The organism is Streptomyces sp. NBC_00370, from assembly GCF_036084755.1.
Classification (GTDB): domain Bacteria; phylum Actinomycetota; class Actinomycetes; order Streptomycetales; family Streptomycetaceae; genus Streptomyces.
In genome coordinates this window covers 6697906-6716986 of record NZ_CP107968.1, presented here as the reverse complement: position 1 = coordinate 6716986, position 19081 = coordinate 6697906, and the positions used below count along the sequence as shown (strand labels likewise).

Below are 19081 nucleotides of genomic sequence, written 5' to 3'. Positions count from 1 at the left end.
AGTCAAATGCCCATGTGGACCGGGCTGCGGGTCAGCCCGAGGCGCCCGTGAAGTGTTCGCTCACGAGCGACTGCACGACCGGCAGGTCACGCGCCATCAGCGCGTCGAGGAGCGCCAGGTGCTCGGCCGCGTCGGCGACGAGATCCGCCCGGCGCGTCGCCGGTGCGCTCACCAGCGGCCACTGCGAGCGGCGGTGCAAGTCGTCGGCGATCATGACCAGCTGCTGATTGCCGGAGAGGGAGAGCAGTGCCCGGTGGAAGGCCCTGTCCCGGTCGGCGTACACGCCGCGGTCGCCGCATGCCGCCGCCGCACTCGTCTCGTCGGCCAGGGGCCGCAGCGCCGTCCAGCGCTCGGTGGGGACGGTACGAGCCAGCCGTAGCATCACCGGCACCTCCAACAGCGCCCGCACCTCGGCGAGTTGGGCCAGTTCACCGGCGCTGCGCTCGGCGATCCTGAACCCGCGGTTGGGTACGACCTCGACGGCGCCCTCGACGGCGAGCTGCTGCATGGCCTCACGCACGGGCGTGGCGGAGACACCGAACCGGTCACCCAGCGCGGGCGCGGAGTACACACCGCCGGGCGCCAGCTCGCCACTGACGAGCGCGGCACGCAGGGCGGCGAGTATCTGGCCGCGCACGGAGTGGCGGCGCACCGGCAGCGCGGCGGCCGGCTCACTGTGCGTGTGTTCGCCGCGCGCCTGCTCCGGCAGCCGGACCGACCGGACCGATTCGTACGAGGCCGATGCCGATGCCGACGCGCCGGTGGCCTCGGTGTCACGCGTACCGCTCTGCTCCACGCGGGTCCGCCTCCGGCCTGTCAGGTCCCCGCCCGGGTCAAGGGCGGCCGATGCTCCTCTGCACGATAGGCGGCCCCGGCCGCAGTTCAAACATCGATCACATCGGGTAAGGTAAGCCTTGCCTGTCAACGAACGCGATTCGGTGGTCCCCGCATGAGCCTGTCCACCCTGCTGCCCAGCTTGTCCACCTCGCCCGTCAGCGCCGCCTACACGCGGCTGACCGAGGTGTTCCCAGGGATGCGGGTGGACGAGATCGCCGAACGTGAACCGCTGCCGACCGGCGCCGGCTGGCTGGGCGCCGCCGACCTCGCGGCCGGCGGTCCCGTCCTGGACGAGTTCCTGGCGTGGGACGCGGCCCAGGTGGTGCGGGACTACGGCCAGGAGGCCCGGCCCGACGTGGTCGCCACCTTCGGTCTGCACCGCTACGCGTGGCCCGCCTGCCTGCTGATCACCGTGCCGTGGTTCCTCCAGCGGCGGGTGCCACGGCTGCCGGTCGGGGCCGTCGCCTTCCACCGGACGCAGGGCCGGATGGCGGTCAGGACCGGGGAATTCGCCTGCCTGCCCGACGACCCGGCCGCGGGGCTGCCCGGCGCCCGTGTCGTACCGGACGAGGAGGCGCTGCGCGCCGAGGTACGGGCCGCGGTCGCCGAGCATCTCGGTCCGCTTCTCGATGTCTTCGCACCCCGGATGCGCCGTGGCCCGAGGGCGCTGTGGGGCATGGCGACCGACGAGATCGTCGAAGGGCTCTGGTACGTCGGCTCGCTCGTGGACGACGAGCCGCGCGCGATGGCCGAGCTCGAACTGCTGCTGCCGGGCGGCGTACGGCCGTACGTGGGCACCCCCGGTTTCCGGGAGCTGACCGGCGGGTCGGGCGAACCACTGCCGACGCGCGACCGGGCGAGCTGCTGCCTCTACTACACACTGCGGCCGGACGACACGTGTGTCACCTGCCCGCGTACGTGTGACGCGGACCGGGTGGCGAAGCTCGCCGCCGCCGAAGCCGTCACCGAAGCCGTCACCGAGGCCGCCGCGCAGGCCTCCGCGCAGGTCTGACACACCCCGGCACACAGCCCCGCACACCCCTGACACACCCCTCGACACACCGCTCCGGAAGGCCTCGTACGGCGGAAGTTCAGCGGTGGGTCTGACGGATCGTCACCCCGCGTTCAACGCCACTCGCAAGGGTGATATTAATCAAACATGACAGCCGCATGCCGCACGGCAGTTCTAGCCGAACGCGCCTATTTGCGTAACTCGACGCCCCGTTGGCGTTCTCTTGTCCCGAAACCCTCTGTGGGACACCCTTCTTCCGCCAATATGGCGCCCGAAACGTCCTACTGCGATGCAAGGAACACCGCATGCGTCTGACCGACATATCGCTCGACTGGCTGCTTCCCGGCGGCGTGCTGCTCGTCGGAATCCTGGCGGCGGTGGCAGTGCTCGCGCGCGGCAAGCGCGCGAGTGTCAAGGCTGCGGCCGGCTCCGAGGACTCCTGGGAACGCCAGGAAGAACGCCGCAGACGGAAGGAAGCGATCTACGGCACGGCCTCCTACGCACTGCTCTTCTGCTGTGCAGCGGTGGCCGCCGCGCTCTCCTTCCACGGCCTGGTCGGCTTCGGCCAGGAAAACCTCAACCTCACCGACGGATGGGAGTACTTGGTTCCGTTCGGCCTCGACGGCGCGGCGATGTTCTGCTCCGTGCTCGCCGTGCGCGAGGCCAGCCACGGTGACGCCGCTCTCGGCTCGCGGCTGCTCGTGTGGCTGTTCGCCGGCGCTGCCGCCTGGTTCAACTGGGTGCACGCGCCTCGGGGGTTCGGCCACGCCGGCGCGCCCCAGTTCTTCGCGGGGATGTCTCTCTCGTCAGCGGTGCTGTTCGACCGTGCGCTGAAGCAGACCCGCAGGGCCGCGCTGCGCGAACAGGGCCTGGTGCCGCGCCCGTTGCCGCAGATCCGGATCGTACGGTGGCTGCGTGCGCCCCGCGAGACCTTCGGCGCCTGGTCGCTGATGCTGCTCGAAGGCGTCCGTACGCTGGACGAGGCGGTCGAAGAAGTCCGCGAGGACAAGCGTCAGCAGGAGCAGACCAGGCACCGCAGGCGCGAACAGGGGAAGCTGGACCGGGCGCAGATAAGGGCGCTCAACCGGCAGCACCGCTCCTGGCCGCGTGGTCGCGGTGGCCGTCAGGTCCCCGCACTGACCGCATCAGGTTCGGCTCCCGCAGCCGTCGGCTCATCGGAGCCTGCGCTATCGGAGCCCGAACCCCTCCCCCAGCGGGAACCGGATCCGCAGCGCTCGTGGCCGTCCCTTCAGGCGGTCAAAGGCGCTGAGACTCCACGTACCGTGGACCTCACGGCGGAGGACGACACCCAGGCACTGCCGAGGCTCGACTCCCTTGAGCGCAAGCTCAAGGACCTTGAGCAGCAGTTCGGCTGATCCTGGGTCAGACAGATCGGATCGGAGCGGGTCGGTACGGCGGAGACGCCGCACCGGCCCGCTCTGTCGTCGGCCGGCGCGTCAAGGGCGTGGCACGTTGCGCAGGTTGGAGCGGGCCATCTGCACCATGCGGCCGACTCCCCCGTCCAGCACGATCTTGCTGGCGGAGAGCGCGAAGCCGGTGACCATGTCCGCGCTGATCTTCGGCGGGATGGACAGCGCGTTCGGGTCGGTCACCACGTCGACCAGCGCGGGACCCTTGTGCTTGAAGGCGTCCTTGAGCGCGCCCTCCAGCTGCTTCGGCTTCTCGACCCGCACCCCGTACGCCCCCGCCGCGCGCGCGATGGCGGCGAAGTCCGGGTTGTGGTTGGTGGTCCCGTAGGCGGGCAGCCCCGCGACCATCATCTCCAACTCGACCATCCCCAGCGCCGAGTTGTTGAACAGGACGACCTTCACCGGCAGGTCGTGCTGGACCAGCGTCAGGAAGTCGCCCATCAGCATGGAGAATCCGCCGTCGCCCGACATCGAGACGACCTGCCGGTCCCGGTCGATGAACTGCGCGCCGATCGCCTGCGGCAGCGCGTTGGCCATCGAGCCGTGGCTGAACGAACCGATGACCCGGCGCCGTCCGTTCGGGGTGAGGTAACGCGCCGCCCACACGTTGCACATGCCGGTGTCGACGGTGAACACGGCGTCGTCGTCGGCGAGATCGTCCAGGACGGCCGCGACGTACTCCGGGTGGATCGGTGTGTGCTTCTCGACCCTGCGGGTGTACGCCTTGACCACACCCTCCAGCGCCTCGGCGTGCTTCTTCAGCATCTTGTCGAGGAACCGGCGGTCGGTCTTGGCCCGCACCCGGGGGGTGAGCCCCAGCAGCGTCTCGCGCACATCGCCCCACACCGCGAGATCCAGCTTGGAGCGGCGGCCCAGGTGCTCCGGCCTGATGTCCACCTGGGCGATCTTGACATCGTCCGGGAGGAAGGCGTTGTACGGGAAGTCCGTACCGAGCAGGATCAGCAGATCGCACTCGTGCGTCGCCTCGTACGCCGCGCCGTAACCCAGCAGACCGCTCATGCCGACGTCGAACGGGTTGTCGTACTGGATCCACTCCTTGCCGCGCAGCGCGTGCCCGACCGGGGACTTGATCCGTTCGGCGAACTCCATCACCTCGGCGTGCGCGCCCGCAGTGCCGCTGCCGCAGAACAGGGTGACCCGGTCGGCCTCGTCGATCATCCGCGCCAGCTTCTCGATCTCGGCGTCGCCCGGCCGTACGGAGGGACGCGAGGTGACCAGCGCCTGCTCCGAGGCGCGTTCGGGCGCGGGCGCCGAAGCGATGTCGCCGGGCAGCGTCACCACACTCACACCGCTCTGGCCGACAGCGTGCTGGATCGCCGTCTGGAGCACCCGTGGCATCTGCTTCGGGTTGGAGATCATCTCGCTGTAGTGGGAGCACTCCCGGAACAGCTGGTCCGGATGGGTCTCCTGGAAGTAGCTCAGCCCGATCTCGCTGGACGGGATGTGCGAGGCGAGGGCGAGGACCGGGGCCATCGAGCGGTGCGCGTCGTACAGGCCGTTGATGAGATGCAGGTTGCCGGGCCCGCAGGAGCCGGCGCAGGCGGCGAGCTTGCCGCTGATCTGCGCCTCGGCGCCGGCCGCGAAGGCCGCGGTCTCCTCGTGCCGCACCTGCACCCAGTCGAGGCCCGGGGTGCGGCGGATGGCGTCGACGACAGGGTTGAGGCTGTCGCCGACGACGCCGTACAGCCGTTGGACACCCGCTTTGACGAGGATGTCGACGAACTGCTCCGCCACGTTCTGCTTGGCCATGGGAGGCGCACCCTTCCGGTGTGAAGTCCGGTTCCGGTGTCCATCAACCCATGTCCCGCGCGGTTACGCCTCCCAGACGGCGACGGCCGTGCGGTCGTCGGCGTAGCCCTTCACCCGCAGCTGGGTGTCGGCCAGGAACTCCACGAGACCGGGCGGCTCGGCCCCGGCCCAGCGCTCGGCCAGGGCACCGGCCAGCTCCGGGCCGCCGCGCAGCGGCTCGGACAGACCCGGGCCGCACAGCAGGAGCGTGTCGCCCGGCCGGGCGACGGACGCACGGAACCGGAACGGCTCGGCCGGGGCCGGGGCCGGCTCGTCGACACGCGGCGCGGGGGCCGTCGTGATCCCGAGGTCCATGGTCAGCCGGTCCCCGTCGGGGGTCTCGGCTGGCTGCGCCCCGAAACCGACGACGGCCTCGCCCGTCACCGCTCCCGGGTCCGGGGCCGGCGGCTCCAGGTCCTGCCAGACACCGTCCCTGAGCCGGAAGAGACCGCCGGGGCCCACGCCGAAGAAGACGCGGGTCCTGCACTCGGGATCGGCGGAGAGGAGCAGGCAGCGCAGCCCCGCGGTGTACTCCTGCGGTTCGACGCCCAGTTCGGCGGCGCGTGAGCGGAGCTTGCCGAAGCTGCGGTCGGTGAGCCGGTGCAGACCGGACTTGAGATCGCCCCTGCGGCCGCTCCGTATGTCGTCGGAGAGCCGGCTGTGGCTGCGCCCGACGGCGCCGCCGATCCAGTGACACGCGTCGGCCGCCGCGCGATGCGCCCCTTCGGTCGCGCGGGCGCCGCTGGCGACGGCCACCAGCACCAGCGCACCGGCGCCGCTCCCGAAGCGCGCCGTCAGCAGCGCGTCCCTGCGCGGCTCGCCGCGGTAGCGCGCGGAGTCGCCGCGCACGGAAGCGGCGCGCAGGGTGTACGTGCCGTACCGGGCGCCGTCGAGGACGGTGTCGGCGACGAGCGCGCCGAGGTCGTCGTAGTCGGCGGGGGCGAGGGCGGTGGGCTCGGGGTCGTACGTGGGCGGCCGGTCGCCGACGTGCGCGACGCCGGGCCGTACGAGACCTCTGTCGCCGATGGCGGTGTTCTCCACGGGGCTCTCCGCCAGTCTCTCCGGTTGCGTGGACGGCTTCTGGGGCTGCTTCGCGGGCTGCTGCTCGGGCTGCCTCTCGGCGTACTCGTCCGCGTACTCGGCTCGCGGCGGGACCGGCGGCGGAGGAGGCGTGGCCGGAGGCGTAAGCGGAGGCTTAAGCGGAACCGCCGGCGGGGTGGCGGCGCGGGCCGGCAGTGGCCGCGCGTCGGACGGGTCGTACGCGACGGGCGGCTCCCACGGCGCCCGCTGCCGGGGAGGCGCGGACGCGGGTGGCCGCGCCGGCGCGGGTGCCGGGGTCGGTACGCGAGCGGGTGCCGGTACGGGAGTGGCTGCGGGCGGCGCCGGGGGTGACGGCGGCGGGACGGCCGGCTTCGCCGCGGGCGCCGCGGGCGGTGAGACCGGCGGCGCGGGGGTCGGCGGTGGCGGCGGTTCCCACCAGGCGCGCGGACGCCGGGGCCGCGGCCCCGACGGGGCGGCCGGGCCGGTCTCGGTCGGTGGTCCTGCGGCCGACGGGCGGCGGACATCCGGCTGACGGCCGACATCCGGCTGGTGGCGGACGTCCGGCTGTCGACGGGCGGCCGGCGGCCGGGCAGGACGCGGCGGCTTTTCGGTGCGCGGCGGATCGACGGCACGCGGCGGGTCCACGGCCTCCGGCGGCGGTGCGCCGGCCGGTTCAGGCGCCGCGTCGGGAACCGCTGCCGGGCCCCCGGTCGCGTCCGACAGGGCGGGCGGGTCCGCCGCTGCCACGGTGTCCGCCGCCGAATCGAAGCGGTCGTCGAGTGTGTCGTCCGTCGTTGCCGTAGGGCCGGTGTCCGGAGTGGTCTCGTCGTACAACCGGTTCCACCAGTCGTCGGTGGTCGACCTCTCCCCCTGTTGACTCATGCCCCTATTGTCGACCGCCGGAGGGACCAGAAAACGGAGCATCCGGAAAAATAACGGAGGCGGCCGTCCCGGCCGCCGCGCACGCCCCTGGAGTCCGCCGGGCGGCCCTACCCCCCACAGGAAGGACGCCCGGCAGACGTTCACAGGACAAGCAGGGCGCATCACGCGCCCGAGCACATCCACGGTCAAGCGTACCCAGGGCGTACCCAAAAGGCATATGACCGAGGTCTGTTGCTGCTGTGATGCCCCACCTTGGCAGAGTGGCGACCGGTACGGGGATGATATGCGCGGCGGGTTTACGCCGTGGCTGGTATCCGCCAGCGCGCGCCGGTGGCGGAGGGAGAGGTGCGAGGGGTGCTGGGAGCAATAGGTCTCGACGAGAGACAAGAGTCCACTTACCGCGCGCTCGTGGCGATCGGCGCCGCCGATGTCGCCGATCTCGCGCACCGGCTCGCGCTCCCCGAACCGGAAACGGAACGGGCGCTGCGCAAGCTGGAACGGCACGGGCTCGCGGCGCAGTCGTCGTCCCGTACCGGCCGCTGGGTCGCCGCGCCGCCGGGCGTCGCGCTGGGCGCGCTGCTGACCCAGCAGCGGCACGAGCTGGAGCGGGCCGAGCTGGCGGCGGCGCTGCTCGCCGAGGAGTACCGCGCCGAGGCCACCGAACCGGCCGTGCACGACCTGGTCGAGATGGTGACCGGGGCGGCTGCCGTCTCGCACCGCTTCCTCCAGTTGCAGCTGGGGGCGGGCCAGGAGGTCTGCGCCCTGGTCACCGGGCGTCCGGTCGCGGTGACGGGCGGGGACAACGAGGCCGAGGCGCAGGCCACGGACAGGGGCGTCACCTACCGGGTGGTCATCGAACGCGACGTACTGTCGGAGCCCGCCGGCATCGGGGAGCTGGTCGCGGCGCTCGGCAGGGACGAACAGGTCAGGGTGGCCGAGCGGCTGCCCACGAAGCTGGTGATAGCCGACCGGGCGCTGGCGATGGTGCCGCTGACCGGCCCGAGCGCCGAGCCCGCTGCGCTGGTCATCCATGCCAGCGGGCTGCTGGAGTCGCTGCTCAGCCTGTTCGAGGCGGTGTGGCGGGAGTCCCGCCCGCTGCGGCTGGACGGCCGGGGCGCTGCGGCGGAGGGCGAGCTGCCCGGCCCGGACGGCACCGATCTGGAGATCCTGTCGCTGCTGCTCGCCGGGATGACCGACGCCAGTGTCGCCAAACAGCTCGATCTCGGCCTGCGCACGGTGCAGCGGCGGGTGAAGGGGCTGATGGAGCTGAGCGGGGTGACGACCCGGCTGCAGCTGGGCTGGCACGCGTACGAGCGCGGCTGGGTGGCTCGCGAACTGCGGAAATGAGCTGATTCCGGCAGGCTGGGCTGATGGACGTGTGGCAGCTGGTGCTGGTCGGACTGGTCATGCTGCTCGGTCTGATCGGTGTCCTCGTCCCCGGCGTGCCCGGCCAGGCGATCGTCTGGGCGGCCGTGCTGTGGTGGGCGTTCTCGGACAAGACGGCGCTCGCCTGGGCCGTACTGGTGGGGGCCACGGTGCTGCTGCTGGTCAATCTGGCGCTGAGACCCGTCCTGCCGTCGCGGCGGACCGGCAGGACGGGTGCGCCACGGCGGGTGCTGGTGATGGGCGGGGCGATCGGCATCGTCGGGTTCTTCGTGGTGCCGGTGGTGGGCGCGGTGATCGGCTTCGTCGGGGGTGTCTACGGCGCCGAACGGGTACGGCTCGGCAGCCGCAGGAACGCCTGGGGGTCGACCCGGACGGTCATGCGCAGCGCGGGCTACTCGCTGCTGGTGGAGCTGTTCTCGTGCCTGCTGGTGGTCGGCGCCTGGCTGGGCGTACAGATCTGGGGCTGAACCGCAGCCGACCGGGGTTGACGAGTACACGACCGCGCTGATCTGACGGTCCGTCCGCCGGAGGCTGCCCGGGATCGACGCGTCGGCGTGGCGGGCGTGTGACGCTGGGCGGCATGACCGCATTCAGCGAGGCCGAGAGCGCCTATCTCAAGTCCCAGCGGCTGGGACGGCTGGCCACCGTCGACCCCAAGGGTCAGCCGCAGGCCAATCCGGTCGGCTTCTTCCCGCAGGAGGACGGCACGATCCTGGTCGGGGGATATTCGCTCGGCACCACGAAGAAATGGCGCAACCTCCAGTCGAACCCCCGGGTCGCGCTCGTCGTCGACGACATCGTGAGTCTGCGTCCGTGGACGGTGCGCGGGGTCGACATCCGGGGCGAGGCGGAGCTGTTGACGGGGCCGCACGATCTCGGCCCGCACTTCAGCGAGGAGTTGATCCGGATCCACCCGCGCAAGATCCACAGCTGGGGTCTTGACTGACGGCCGCCAGGAACTGACGGCCGCCGGGAACTGACGGCGGTCAAGGGCTGACGGCCGTCAGAGAACCGGCGCCTCGCGCAGATGGCGGGCCGCGTAGGAGCGCCAGGGGCGCCACGCCTCGGTCTCCTCCTCCGCGGCCGGCTCGCCGGCCGACGGCGGCCAGATGTCCGGGTCACCGAGCGCCCGCATCCGGATCAGTGCGGCGGTACGCGGCGTGATTCCCCCGACCGACAGCAGCGCCTTCTCCGCCTCGTCGCGGTCGGCACCGGGATCGAGGCGTACGGCGCCGTCGGCGAGCGCGGCGGCGAGCGGTCCCGCCGCCGGGTGGTCGCGCAGGGCCAGCGGCGCGGGGAACAGCCGGGTCAGCCCGCCGCACGGCTCGGGGATGTCCTCCCCGTACGTCTCGACCAGGCGCACCGCCGCCTCCTGACCGAGCAGGGCGCGCAGCGCGTACTCCTCGGGCTCCGCCGCGCCCGGCGAGCGCAGCCCCGGGCGGGCGGCGACGAGCGGCGCGAGCCTGGGGTCGGCGCCGAGTCGTTCGTCGACGGCGTACGGGTCGGCGTCGAGGTCGAGGAGCCGGCGCAGCCGCTGTACGGCGGTGGTGAGGTCGCGCAGATCGCCGAGCTGGATCCGGGCCTCCAGCCATCCGCTGCGGCCGGCCGGAGCCTGCCCGAGCCCCTGCGCATGCGTCTGCGTCTGCGTCTGCCCCAGCGCCTGCACGGGCCCCGGAACGTGGCCGCGCGCCAGGCCCCTGCCCGGTGCCGTGGCACCGCCGCCGAAGGTCCGCTCGTCCACGGAGACGACGCCGGGACCGTGCGGCAGTCGCAGGGTGCGCCGGTAGGTGCGGCGGCCCGGGGTGCCGGTGATCTCCTCGATGCCGGGGATCGCCTCACGGGCGAACAGGTCGAAGACGTCGCGTGCGCCGTACGGGCCCCGGAACGCCAGCCGGAGCGGCACCCCGGCGAGTGCGGGCGCGCGGGAGGTGCCGAGCCGGGTGCCGCTCTCGGTGCGCAGTTCGCTGGGGGTGCGGGCGTAGATCTGCCGGACCGTGTCGTTGAACTGCCGGACGCTGGCGAAACCCGCGCCGAACGCGATGTCGGTGATGGGCAGTGCGGTGGTCTGGAGCAACACCCTTGCGGTGTGCGCGCGTTGGGCGCGGGCGAGCGCGACGGGACCGGCGCCGAGTTCGGCGTTGAGCTGGCGTTGCACCTGACGGGTGCTGTAGCCGAGCCGCCCCGCGAGACCCGGTACGCCTTCGCGGTCCACGACGCCGTCGCCGATCATGCGCATGGCACGGCCGACGACGTCGGCGCGTACGTTCCACTCGGCGGACCCGGGCACGGCGTCCGGCCTGCACCGGCGGCAGGCGCGGAAGCCGTGCCCCTGGGCCGCGGCGGCGGTGCGGAAGAACCGTACGTTCTTCCGCTTCGGCGTCACGGCGGGGCAGCTGGGGCGGCAGTAGATGCCCGTCGTCTCGACGGCGAAGAAGAACACTCCGTCGAATCGGGCATCGCGGCTGGTCACCGCTTCGTACCGGGTCTCCTCGTCCGTCATGGCTCCAGTGTGCGGCAGCCGGGGCCACCGCACTCGCGGGATTCGGACACCACGGTCAGTCCCGGCCGGTCACCGGGTCCGGCCGCCGGACACGGTCACCGGATCCGGCCGCCGCGCTTGGCCTCCATGGCGGCCTTGCCCTCTGCTCCCCTCATCTTCCAGACGCGCCGGAGTTCGGCGCGGGCCCGGGCGTCCGTCTTGGCGACGATGTACTGGTTCTCCCGGATGAGTTTGCGGTAGCTCTCCAGCCGCCGGTCCTGCAGAGTGCCGTCCTCGACGGCGGCGAGTACGGCGCAGCCCGGTTCGGCGGCATGGCCGCAGTCGTGGAAGCGGCACTGCTCGGCCAGTTCCTCGATCTCGGCGAAGACCTGTCCGACGCCGGTCTCGGCGTCCCACAGCCCGACGCCACGCAGGCCAGGGGTGTCGATGAGCACCCCGCCGCCGGGCAGGACGAGCAGGTTGCGGGTCGTGGTGGTGTGCCGGCCCTTGCCGTCGACGTCGCGGATGGCCTCCACCCCCATCACGTCCTCGCCGACGAGCGCGTTGGCGAGGGTCGACTTCCCCGCGCCCGACACACCCAGCAGCACAGCGGTGCCACCGGCGAGCACGGCGGAGAGTACGTCGACGCCCTCGCCCGTCTCGGAGCTGACGACCAGCACCTGCACACCGGGCGCCGTGGTCTCGACGTCCTGGACGGTATGGGCGAGCACGGCGGGGTCGTCGACCAGGTCGGCCTTGGTGAGGACGAGCAGCGGCGTCGCACCGCTCTCCCAGGCCAGCGCGAGGAAGCGTTCGACCCGGCCGAGGTCGAGTTCGACCGCGAGGGAGACGGCTACGACCGTGTGGTCGATGTTGGCGGCGAGGATCTGCCCCTCGGAACGCTTCGACGAGGTCGAGCGTACGAAGGCGGTGCGGCGAGGCAGCAAGGTCCTCACAAACCGCGGGTCGTCACCTTCGGGGTCGACGGCGACCCAGTCCCCGGTGCACACGACCTTCATCGGATCACGGGGTACGACGAACTCGGTGTCGGCGCGTACGAGCCCTTCGGCGGTGACGACATCACACAGCCCGCGGTCGACCCGTACGACACGACCGGGCAGCAGACCCCGCTCCGCGTAGGGAACGAACTCGGTCTCCCAGTCCGCGTCCCAGCCGTACACGGCGAGAGGATGCGCAAAAGGAAGATGAGATGGAGAGAAAGACAAGGGGGAACCCTTCACAAGGATGGCCCCGGCACCGCGCTCACAGGCGCGGAAAGAAAGAGGTCAGCCGGAGACCACAGGGGTGGACTTGATGAACTTCCGGATGCGGGCAGCGCCCATCTCAACGACAGCCATCGGTCACACCTCCTCGATCACGCTCGACCAACACCGGCGGCCACAGGCCGCCTCAGAACGAGGTAACCGTAGCCGCACGCCTCGGCGGAACGCCAACTGTTTTCCGCCGAGGAGCCCGCGCGGCACAAATGATCACGCACAGCAGGCCGCAGCTCTCCAAGTCGTGAACTGCGAGCTCTCACCTGAAGTGCTGCGCTACGGGCAGAGCAATATCTATGACCGCCAGATGAGGGTTTAACACGCCTTGTGAGGAACGTTTCTACCGCAACGAGCAGAGTGGGATTGTTTGACGCACACCGACTACTGCCGCATGCTACTGTCATTCTCACTTGGAGTCTTGATTCTCGAAACTCCAAGCGCCTTCGTCGGTATTTTCAGCCACTGGAAGCATCTTTGCATTTCCGGTCATTTTTCGGGCGGGGCATCATCGCGGCGACCTGGATATCCGTGCATTGCAGGTCCCGGCGTACCGCCCCAAGGGAGATACGACATGGCGTCCGGCACCGTGACATGGTTCAACGCAGCCAAGGGTTTCGGCTTCATCGAGCAGGACGGCGGGGGCGCTGACGTATTCGCCCACTTCTCAAACATCACCGCTCAGGGCTTCAACCAGCTGCTCGAAGGCCAGAAGGTCACCTTCGACATCGCGCCGAGCCGGAAGGGCCCGACAGCCGAGAACATTGTTCCCGTCTGACGCCGACGCGCACTCCGTGACTGGGGCCCGTACCCCCTCGGTGCGGTGCACGGCCCGATCCGCGACATTTCCCGCAAAGTCTTTTACTGGGGACCAAATACCGCTCGCAGGTCCCTATGCACCCGTCAGCATCCTAAATTTCACATTTGCATGACGTCACCTATTCCTTGGTGGCCAGATTCACTAACGCATTCCATTCGGTCCGTTCTTGCGATTCCCCGAGCCGTTCGTCTTCCGGGCGTCCTCGCCCTCACCGACTGAACCGCCGCACCGCGGCATACCCCCTCCTTCCGTCCTTCTTCTGTGAGGCATCATGCGCTTCGTCATTGCCCGCTTCCCGTTCGACCTCACCAGGAGCGGCGTCCTGGAATCCATGAAGGGCATCAAGCCCGAGCACGTCACGGGGAAGTCCGTGATCATCGGCCGCCGCACCTACCCCGTGAAGCAGGTCGGGCAGGTCGTCACCGGCCAGGACCGCCGTGACTTCAGCGCCCAGGAAGTCCTCCGGGCCATGGCCCAACTCGGCTTCACCTGCCCCACTCCGTCCCAGGCTGCCACCCCCACGCGGCTCCTCAGCCCGTTCCAACAGGCTTCCGCGACGCTCGGGGTCCCTGCGACCGCCTGACCGACGGGGCGACGCGAATCGCCACCGGAACGGCGGTCAGGGTCCGGCCGAAAGCTCCGGTTTTAGCTTTCCGAGCCGTTGGCCGCCGGGTTTGCCGATTGGGCGGTGCGGTGGTGTTCGGCGTTGATGCGTTTCGCTTCTTCGAGTTGGTCTTCGAGGATGACGATGCGGCACGCGGCCTCGATCGGGGTGCCCTGGTCGACGAGTTCCCGTGCGCGGGCGGCGATGCGCAGCTGGTAGCGGGAGTAGCGGCGGTGTCCGCCCTCGGAGCGCAGGGGTGTGATGAGGCGGGCTTCGCCGATGGCGCGGAGGAAGCCCTGGGTGGTGTTGAGCATCTCGGCGGCCCGGCCCATGGTGTAGGCGGGGTAGTCGTCGTCGTCGAGACGGCCGAACGAGTCGTCTGCTGTCATCTCGCCTCTCTGTGGAACACGCTGGAGGGGCCTTGGTGCCATATGGCACCAAGGCCCCGAAGGAACTGCTACACCATCTGCCGGCCCCAGTACTGCGCCGGCCTTCTGTGTCCGCACGCCCACCCGGGAGAGGACGGGACTTGCGGGGATCGCGGTTGCTTGACCGGAGACCACCTCACTATCGATGTCCTGCGGTACCCGGACTCAACACTCCGTCCGGGCGATCCTGATGGCGCCTGGCTCCTCCGTTCTTCCCTCTGGACCAACTCACTTCGTACTGCTGGTACTGCGCACTACTCGTACTGCTGGTGACCTTGGACAAGCGTCACTCTTCGGCAGCCAGCCCCGTCGCCACTCCTGCGTCTGCTCCGGCTTGGAACCCCACTGCCGAACCTCCCGATGCGCGCGCCCGCAGCCGACGCCTTCACCAGGGTGCTGCTCACTCACCTTCACTGCTGGGTACTGCGCACTTCACCTACCGGTACCGCCATCGCGATACCACCACGGCGGCCCCTGATCACCGCGGGCCACCCGGTCCGGCCGTCAGTCCCGTCGCCGTCCTGCACCAGCCCTGGCTTCGAAACTCCACCACCGCACCGTCCTGCACACTGCAACTACCTGTCCTACTCCCGCCAGTTCGTATCTGCCGGGCCCTGCTGATCTCGGCTACGAGAGAAACCATAACCACACCACCCACCAATGTCTACTCCAGCCGACATAGATTTTTCGTCGTCCGAGGCGGAGGTAACCTGCCTCGATCTCCGTGGGACCGGGTCTGCCTGCTGAAGATCCAGGTCCGTTCGAATGTGGTCACCGCTGTCGTTCGGGGGCAGACGGCTGCCGGCGGAACCGGCGAGATCTCGTCCGGTGCGCCTTACTCCGGGGGTTGTCATGAACTACGGCCATGCCGGCGTGCAACGCCTCGCGGTCCCGGTAAGCACCCGCCGGCGCATGCCGTGAGCGTTCTGCTGCTGGCGAGCGAGGATGTGGCATGGTTCCGCGACGACCTCGCCGGTGCCCGGGGAGCTGCCTCCCGGCTGGCCGGCCGGATCGGACTGAGTGAGCAGCGGGCCGGCGAGATCGCCCTGGCGGTGTCGGAGGCCGCCTCCAACCTGGTCAAGCACGCGGTCGCCGGGGCGATCGTGCTGCGGGTGGTGCGGACCGAGCAGCACGCCGGGATCGAATTCCTGGCGGTGGACCGCGGACCGGGCATGGCGGATGTGGCCAGTGCGATGCGCGACGGCCGGTCGGCCGCCGGCACGCTGGGCATCGGACTGGGCATGGTGGCCCGGCTCGCGGACACCTTCGACCTGCACTCTGTCGCCGGGCAGGGAACGGTGATGCTGGCACGGTTCTGGCCACGACCCGGCCTCCGCCGCCACCCGGACAGCAGCGGCGAACCGGCGCAGTCCGTGGTGGAAGGAGTGACCCGGCCCATCAGCGGAGCGACCGAGTGCGGGGACGGCTGGGCTGCGCACTGGGACGCGGCCGGGTCATCGACGCCGGGGAATCCCTCGCATGATGTGGCGGCAGACCCCCCTGTCCGTGGCCCGCGCGGAACCCTGCGGGTGCTCGACAGCCCCACGGCCGGTCCCCCTTCTGGTGCGCCGAGCGCGGGGCGGGCGCTACTGGTGATGCTCTGTGACGGGCTCGGCCACGGCCCCCTGGCAGAGCTGGCCACCCGGGTCGCGATCCGCGCCTTCCGCATCAGCAGGGGGCACTCGCCCGATGAGGTCATGCGGGAGATCCACCAGGCGCTCGCCGGCACACGGGGTGCCGCGGTGGCCGTGGCACGCATCGAGCCGGATCAACGACGGGTGCTCTACTGCGGGGTGGGCAACACCGCCGGCGCGATCGTGACCACCACGTCCAAGATCAGCCTGCCGTCACTGCCGGGCATCGCCGGACACCACGTACGCACGCTGCGCACCGTCACCCACCCGCTACCGGCTGGCAGCGTGCTGGTCATGCACTCCGACGGCCTGACCGAGCGATGGAACCCCGAATCCCTTCCCGGAGTCCTCCAGCACTCCGCAGCTGTGATCGCAGGTCAACTCCTGCGCAGCGCCGGTAAATACCACGACGACGCCTCGGTCGTCGCGGCCAAGGGACTGTGGTGAGCAGGCGAAACTACCGGTACTTGCCGTATGACCGGCAATGGAGCCGCAACCGCCACTGTTCCGGCTCTCTCAGCCAAGGGCCACCTGGGCGATGACTTGTTTGCCGTTCGCCGTGAGGAAGACGCGGTAGCCGCCGCACAGGGCAGTGACGATCTCCAGCCCATGCCCGCCGACGCCCGAGGCGTCCGGCAGAGCCATGACGGCCTCGTTCACGGGCACCCCGCCGTGCCGCCCCTTCGGTTCCCAGATGGCACCGGCTGTCCGAAGAGAACCAGGCTTGGGCATAATCGCCGCATGTCGAAGAACGATGGCGCTCACGCGGCGCTACCAGTACTCGCGCCTCGCGGTGATTTCGATGCCCAGAACACCGGCCCGCTGACCGCGGAAATCCGGGAGACGGTGTCCCGGTCGCCGGGAGTTGTCCTGGATCTCAGCGACGTCACCTTCGGGGACTCCAGTTTCCTGAACCTGCTGCTGAGCGCACACCAGGAGACAGATCTGCGAATCGCGCAGGTACCCGCCGGTATCGAGCGGCTGCTGTCACTGACCGGCACCGAGAGTGTTCTGCGGATCTACGGCACGGTGGAGGAGGCCCAGGCCACTGTCCGCACCTGAGCGGCCCGGGTGCCGCCCAGATGCCCGGATTTCACCTCAGCTGGTCGTGGGCGGGGCGATGGGCGATCGGTGAAGGGAGAAGACCGTGTGGGTGCCGGTCATCTCCATGATCCTCACGAGTGCCTGCGGCAGGGGCGGTTGGAAGCTGACTCCGGGATCCGGTTGGGCGTTGAGGAACAACACCAGCACATCGACGGTCAGATGCGTCACCGCCGCCACGTCCACCACCAAGGGCTTCGCGAAGCGCCGGGCCTGGGCGATCACTCCTGAAATGTATTGCTCTACGGGGTGGCCGAGGACCCCTTGCAGCTCCAGTACGAGGTACGTCGGCGTGGCCCAGTGGCGGGCCCCGGCTTCGCCGAACCGTTCCACTTCAGGGTTCCGGAGAGGGTGGGAAGCGCCGGCCGAAGTGGGGGATGAATTCATGGGGGCCTTCCGTCGGGGAAGGTCGGATGGCCTGCCCCTCCATGCCCCTACCCCGTCCCATGGCCCTCAGCGCATCCGGGAACCGCGGATCACCGATCCGACGGCTCGGCCCGCGGGACGCGCACGGCGAGCAGAACGACGTCGTCACCCGGCTCCCCGGGACATACCTCGTCAGCGAGGTGTTCCAAAAGTGCCGGCAGCGGGATGTCCGAGTCGGCTGCTGCCAGCAGATGGGCGGCGCGATCGACAGCGGTGTTGAAGTCCTGGCCCGGGCGTTCGATGAGGCCGTCGGTGTAGAGCAGCAGCGTGGAGCCCGGTTCCAGGACGGTCTGCAGATCGTGCCGGGGGAAGGGGCCGAGGCGGTGGTGCAGCAGGATCCCGTGTTCGTCGAGCCGGCACACCGTGCCGTTCGCGAGAAGCACCAAGGGCGGCGGATGGCCGGCGTTGACCCACGTCAAAGCCCACGCGTCGCCGACGCGACGCAGATGGCCGTGCACCAGGGTGCCGGAGACTTCCACGGGCAGGGTGCGGCAGGCATCTTCCAGAGCGGACATAGCAGCGGCCGGCCCCTGGTCCCGCGTGGTGGCTGCCGCTTGGCGCAGCATGCTGCGGGTCTGCCCCATCAAGGTCGCGGCCTGTACGTCGTGGCCGGTGATGTCCCCGACGGTGACCGCCAGGTCGTCCACGAGTGAGGCGTCATTTCCCGGTCTGGGCAGGGAGAAGGCGTCGTACCAGTCACCACCGACCATGTCGGTGCTGGAGGCGGGGCGGTACAGCGCCGCCAGCTCAAGACCGGGCACGTCGGGCAACGTGGTGAGCATGGCCTGCTGGAGCTGGTGTGCGACGTCGATCCGCTCGTCGAGGAACAGTGCACGCTCCACCGCCTGCGCGGTATATCCCGCGACTGTGGTGAGCACGGAGGCTTCGGTCATGTCGATCTCGTGCGGGGTGCTCCAGCCCAGGACAAGCACCCCGAGCGGCCCCCGGGCTCCCAACAGCGGCAGACAGACCGCCGACCCCAGCCCGAGCGAGTCGAAGACACCCACAGCGGCGGGCCCGTGGACGGCCTGAAGGTGAGCACGGTCGGGGACGGTGACCATGCGCCGCTCCCGAAGAGCCCGTGCCGTGGGGAAGTCGGCATCCGCCAGCACGTACTCGTGCAGGACTTCCATGGAGGGCGCAGCCGACCGGTCCAGCAGACGGTGCAGTCCGCCATGGTTCTCGGCCAGCAGCAGGCTCACGTAGGACGGTTTGAGGTCACCACTGACCAGATCCCCCACCCGTAGGCGAACCTCCTCCAAGCCTGCGGTGTCCGTCAGATCCTCCGCCGCACGCAGCAGCAGCTCGGCGCTCGTCAGGGCCCGGCCGGCCACGGCGGCGAGTTCATCGGCACGACGCCGCAACACGGCGCCCTGTGCCGAAGCGATGCGCAGCCGCAGTTCCGCCGAACAAGCCGCTGCCAGATCCCGCAGATCCTGGACCTCACGCGACGTCCAGGCCCGTGGCACCGTGTCCACGGCACACAGCGCACCCAGAACATTGCCGTCGTCGTCGGTCAACGGCACACCTGCGTAGGCGACCACCCCGAGTTGGGGAATCGCCGTACTCGCGCACGTCGAACGCTCCTCACGGGCATCCTCCACAACGAAAGACCCCTGAGAGGACAGAACGTGACGGCAGAGGGAGTGGGACAGAGGAGTCTGCCGCCGGGTGGCCCACGGCTCGGGCAGGCCCACCATGCCGGGAAATACCTGCCGGTCCTCCTCCACCAACGACACCAGCGCCACCGGCACGCCCACCATCCGCGCGACCAACCGCGCGAACCGCTCCATGTCCGCGTCCGCCGCAGCTGAGAGTCCCGTCTCCCGTACCGCGAGCAGCCGCTCCACCCGGGACAGGGCAGCTGTGCCACTCTCGTCTTCCGTAGCCACGCGCCCCTCCTCACAGAACCCTCATG

At 70.3% G+C, this 19081-nt stretch carries 18 protein-coding genes; 9 read left to right on the top strand and 9 right to left on the bottom strand.

The genetic code is table 11. The features are described 5' to 3' along the window. Positions 1-31: 31 nt before the first annotated feature. Complete coding sequence (locus tag OHS57_RS30035) at positions 32-796, bottom strand: GntR family transcriptional regulator (RefSeq protein ID WP_328583906.1); 765 nt, start codon at positions 794-796, stop codon at positions 32-34. Positions 797-949: 153 nt separating this feature from the next. Between OHS57_RS30035 and OHS57_RS30030 the strand changes: the two genes are divergently transcribed. Next, on the top strand, positions 950-1849 hold the full coding sequence (locus OHS57_RS30030) for a (2Fe-2S)-binding protein (RefSeq protein ID WP_328583905.1): 900 nt from the start codon (positions 950-952) through the stop codon (positions 1847-1849). Positions 1850-2154: 305 nt separating this feature from the next. Continuing rightward, the gene (locus tag OHS57_RS30025) at positions 2155-3225 is read left to right on the top strand and encodes a DUF2637 domain-containing protein (protein ID WP_041992299.1); all 1071 of its coding nucleotides are present in this window, start codon (positions 2155-2157) and stop codon (positions 3223-3225) included. A gap of 81 nt (positions 3226-3306) precedes the next feature. Here OHS57_RS30025 and OHS57_RS30020 read toward each other — a convergent pair whose 3' ends face one another. Next, entirely contained in the window at positions 3307-5049 is a 1743-nt protein-coding gene (locus OHS57_RS30020; protein ID WP_328583904.1) for a pyruvate dehydrogenase, read from the bottom strand. A gap of 63 nt (positions 5050-5112) precedes the next feature. Further along, entirely contained in the window at positions 5113-7011 is a 1899-nt protein-coding gene (locus tag OHS57_RS30015) for a protein phosphatase 2C domain-containing protein (RefSeq protein WP_328583903.1), read from the bottom strand. Positions 7012-7365: 354 nt separating this feature from the next. Here OHS57_RS30015 and OHS57_RS30010 point away from each other — a divergent pair, with 354 nt between their 5' ends. The 3 genes from OHS57_RS30010 (at position 7366) to OHS57_RS30000 (ending at position 9343) form a co-directional block, all read left to right on the top strand. Further along, positions 7366-8358, top strand: coding sequence for a helix-turn-helix domain-containing protein (locus OHS57_RS30010; protein ID WP_328583902.1), 993 nt, complete (start codon positions 7366-7368; stop codon positions 8356-8358). 23 nt (positions 8359-8381) lie between these two features. Further along, on the top strand, positions 8382-8864 hold the full coding sequence (locus OHS57_RS30005) for a DUF456 domain-containing protein (RefSeq protein WP_041992287.1): 483 nt from the start codon (positions 8382-8384) through the stop codon (positions 8862-8864). Positions 8865-8977: 113 nt separating this feature from the next. Then, complete coding sequence (locus OHS57_RS30000) at positions 8978-9343, top strand: PPOX class F420-dependent oxidoreductase (RefSeq protein ID WP_328583901.1); 366 nt, start codon at positions 8978-8980, stop codon at positions 9341-9343. 57 nt (positions 9344-9400) lie between these two features. Here OHS57_RS30000 and OHS57_RS29995 read toward each other — a convergent pair whose 3' ends face one another. Together OHS57_RS29995 and rsgA are read right to left on the bottom strand one after the other, a co-directional pair. Beyond that, positions 9401-10897 carry a DNA-3-methyladenine glycosylase 2 family protein gene (locus tag OHS57_RS29995; RefSeq protein WP_328583900.1) on the bottom strand — a complete coding sequence of 499 codons (1497 nt, stop codon included), beginning with the start codon at positions 10895-10897 and terminating at the stop codon, positions 9401-9403. A gap of 95 nt (positions 10898-10992) precedes the next feature. Next, on the bottom strand, positions 10993-12057 hold the full coding sequence (gene rsgA, locus OHS57_RS29990) for a ribosome small subunit-dependent GTPase A (RefSeq protein WP_443042991.1): 1065 nt from the start codon (positions 12055-12057) through the stop codon (positions 10993-10995). A 667-nt stretch (positions 12058-12724) separates the two neighbouring features. On the opposite strand from rsgA, the gene OHS57_RS29985 reads away from it, so the two are divergent. Both OHS57_RS29985 and OHS57_RS29980 read left to right on the top strand, forming a co-directional pair. Beyond that, the gene (locus OHS57_RS29985) at positions 12725-12928 is read left to right on the top strand and encodes a cold-shock protein (protein WP_041992278.1); all 204 of its coding nucleotides are present in this window, start codon (positions 12725-12727) and stop codon (positions 12926-12928) included. Between the two features lie 313 nt (positions 12929-13241). Continuing rightward, positions 13242-13553: an SCO5918 family protein gene (locus OHS57_RS29980; RefSeq protein WP_328583898.1), complete on the top strand. Its 312-nt coding sequence runs from the start codon at positions 13242-13244 to the stop codon at positions 13551-13553. 62 nt (positions 13554-13615) lie between these two features. Here the strand turns inward: OHS57_RS29980 and OHS57_RS29975 are convergent, their stop codons facing one another. Beyond that, a complete protein-coding gene (locus tag OHS57_RS29975; RefSeq protein WP_328583897.1) occupies positions 13616-13963 on the bottom strand; it encodes a helix-turn-helix domain-containing protein in 348 nt (115 codons plus the stop codon). A 956-nt stretch (positions 13964-14919) separates the two neighbouring features. Between OHS57_RS29975 and OHS57_RS29970 the strand changes: the two genes are divergently transcribed. Further along, positions 14920-16083, top strand: a complete 1164-nt coding sequence (locus tag OHS57_RS29970) for an ATP-binding SpoIIE family protein phosphatase (RefSeq protein WP_328583896.1) — start codon at positions 14920-14922, stop codon at positions 16081-16083. A gap of 69 nt (positions 16084-16152) precedes the next feature. Here the strand turns inward: OHS57_RS29970 and OHS57_RS29965 are convergent, their stop codons facing one another. Next, on the bottom strand, positions 16153-16296 hold the full coding sequence (locus tag OHS57_RS29965; protein WP_328583895.1) for a hypothetical protein: 144 nt from the start codon (positions 16294-16296) through the stop codon (positions 16153-16155). An 81-nt stretch (positions 16297-16377) separates the two neighbouring features. Between OHS57_RS29965 and OHS57_RS29960 the strand changes: the two genes are divergently transcribed. After that, positions 16378-16698 (top strand): STAS domain-containing protein, encoded by a 321-nt coding sequence (locus OHS57_RS29960; RefSeq protein WP_041992265.1) that lies wholly within the window; start codon positions 16378-16380, stop codon positions 16696-16698. A 36-nt stretch (positions 16699-16734) separates the two neighbouring features. On the opposite strand, the gene OHS57_RS29955 is transcribed toward OHS57_RS29960, so the two are convergent. Further along, positions 16735-16962, bottom strand: a complete 228-nt coding sequence (locus OHS57_RS29955) for a hypothetical protein (RefSeq protein WP_157874381.1) — start codon at positions 16960-16962, stop codon at positions 16735-16737. Positions 16963-17213: 251 nt separating this feature from the next. Beyond that, positions 17214-19055, bottom strand: a complete 1842-nt coding sequence (locus OHS57_RS29950) for a GAF domain-containing SpoIIE family protein phosphatase (protein ID WP_328583894.1) — start codon at positions 19053-19055, stop codon at positions 17214-17216. Between the last annotated feature and the right edge of the window lie 26 nt (positions 19056-19081).

Coding starts and splice junctions, on each gene's coding strand:
- OHS57_RS30020 (WP_328583904.1), bottom strand. CDS start 5,049: ATGGCCAAGCAGAACGTGGCGGAGCAGTTCGTCGACATCCTCGTCAAA.
- OHS57_RS29975 (WP_328583897.1), bottom strand. CDS start 13,963: ATGACAGCAGACGACTCGTTCGGCCGTCTCGACGACGACGACTACCCC.
- OHS57_RS29995 (WP_328583900.1), bottom strand. CDS start 10,897: ATGACGGACGAGGAGACCCGGTACGAAGCGGTGACCAGCCGCGATGCC.
- OHS57_RS30005 (WP_041992287.1), top strand. CDS start 8,382: ATGGACGTGTGGCAGCTGGTGCTGGTCGGACTGGTCATGCTGCTCGGT.
- OHS57_RS30015 (WP_328583903.1), bottom strand. CDS start 7,011: ATGAGTCAACAGGGGGAGAGGTCGACCACCGACGACTGGTGGAACCGG.
- OHS57_RS29985 (WP_041992278.1), top strand. CDS start 12,725: ATGGCGTCCGGCACCGTGACATGGTTCAACGCAGCCAAGGGTTTCGGC.
- OHS57_RS29980 (WP_328583898.1), top strand. CDS start 13,242: ATGCGCTTCGTCATTGCCCGCTTCCCGTTCGACCTCACCAGGAGCGGC.
- OHS57_RS30025 (WP_041992299.1), top strand. CDS start 2,155: ATGCGTCTGACCGACATATCGCTCGACTGGCTGCTTCCCGGCGGCGTG.
- OHS57_RS29960 (WP_041992265.1), top strand. CDS start 16,378: ATGTCGAAGAACGATGGCGCTCACGCGGCGCTACCAGTACTCGCGCCT.
- OHS57_RS30030 (WP_328583905.1), top strand. CDS start 950: ATGAGCCTGTCCACCCTGCTGCCCAGCTTGTCCACCTCGCCCGTCAGC.
- OHS57_RS30000 (WP_328583901.1), top strand. CDS start 8,978: ATGACCGCATTCAGCGAGGCCGAGAGCGCCTATCTCAAGTCCCAGCGG.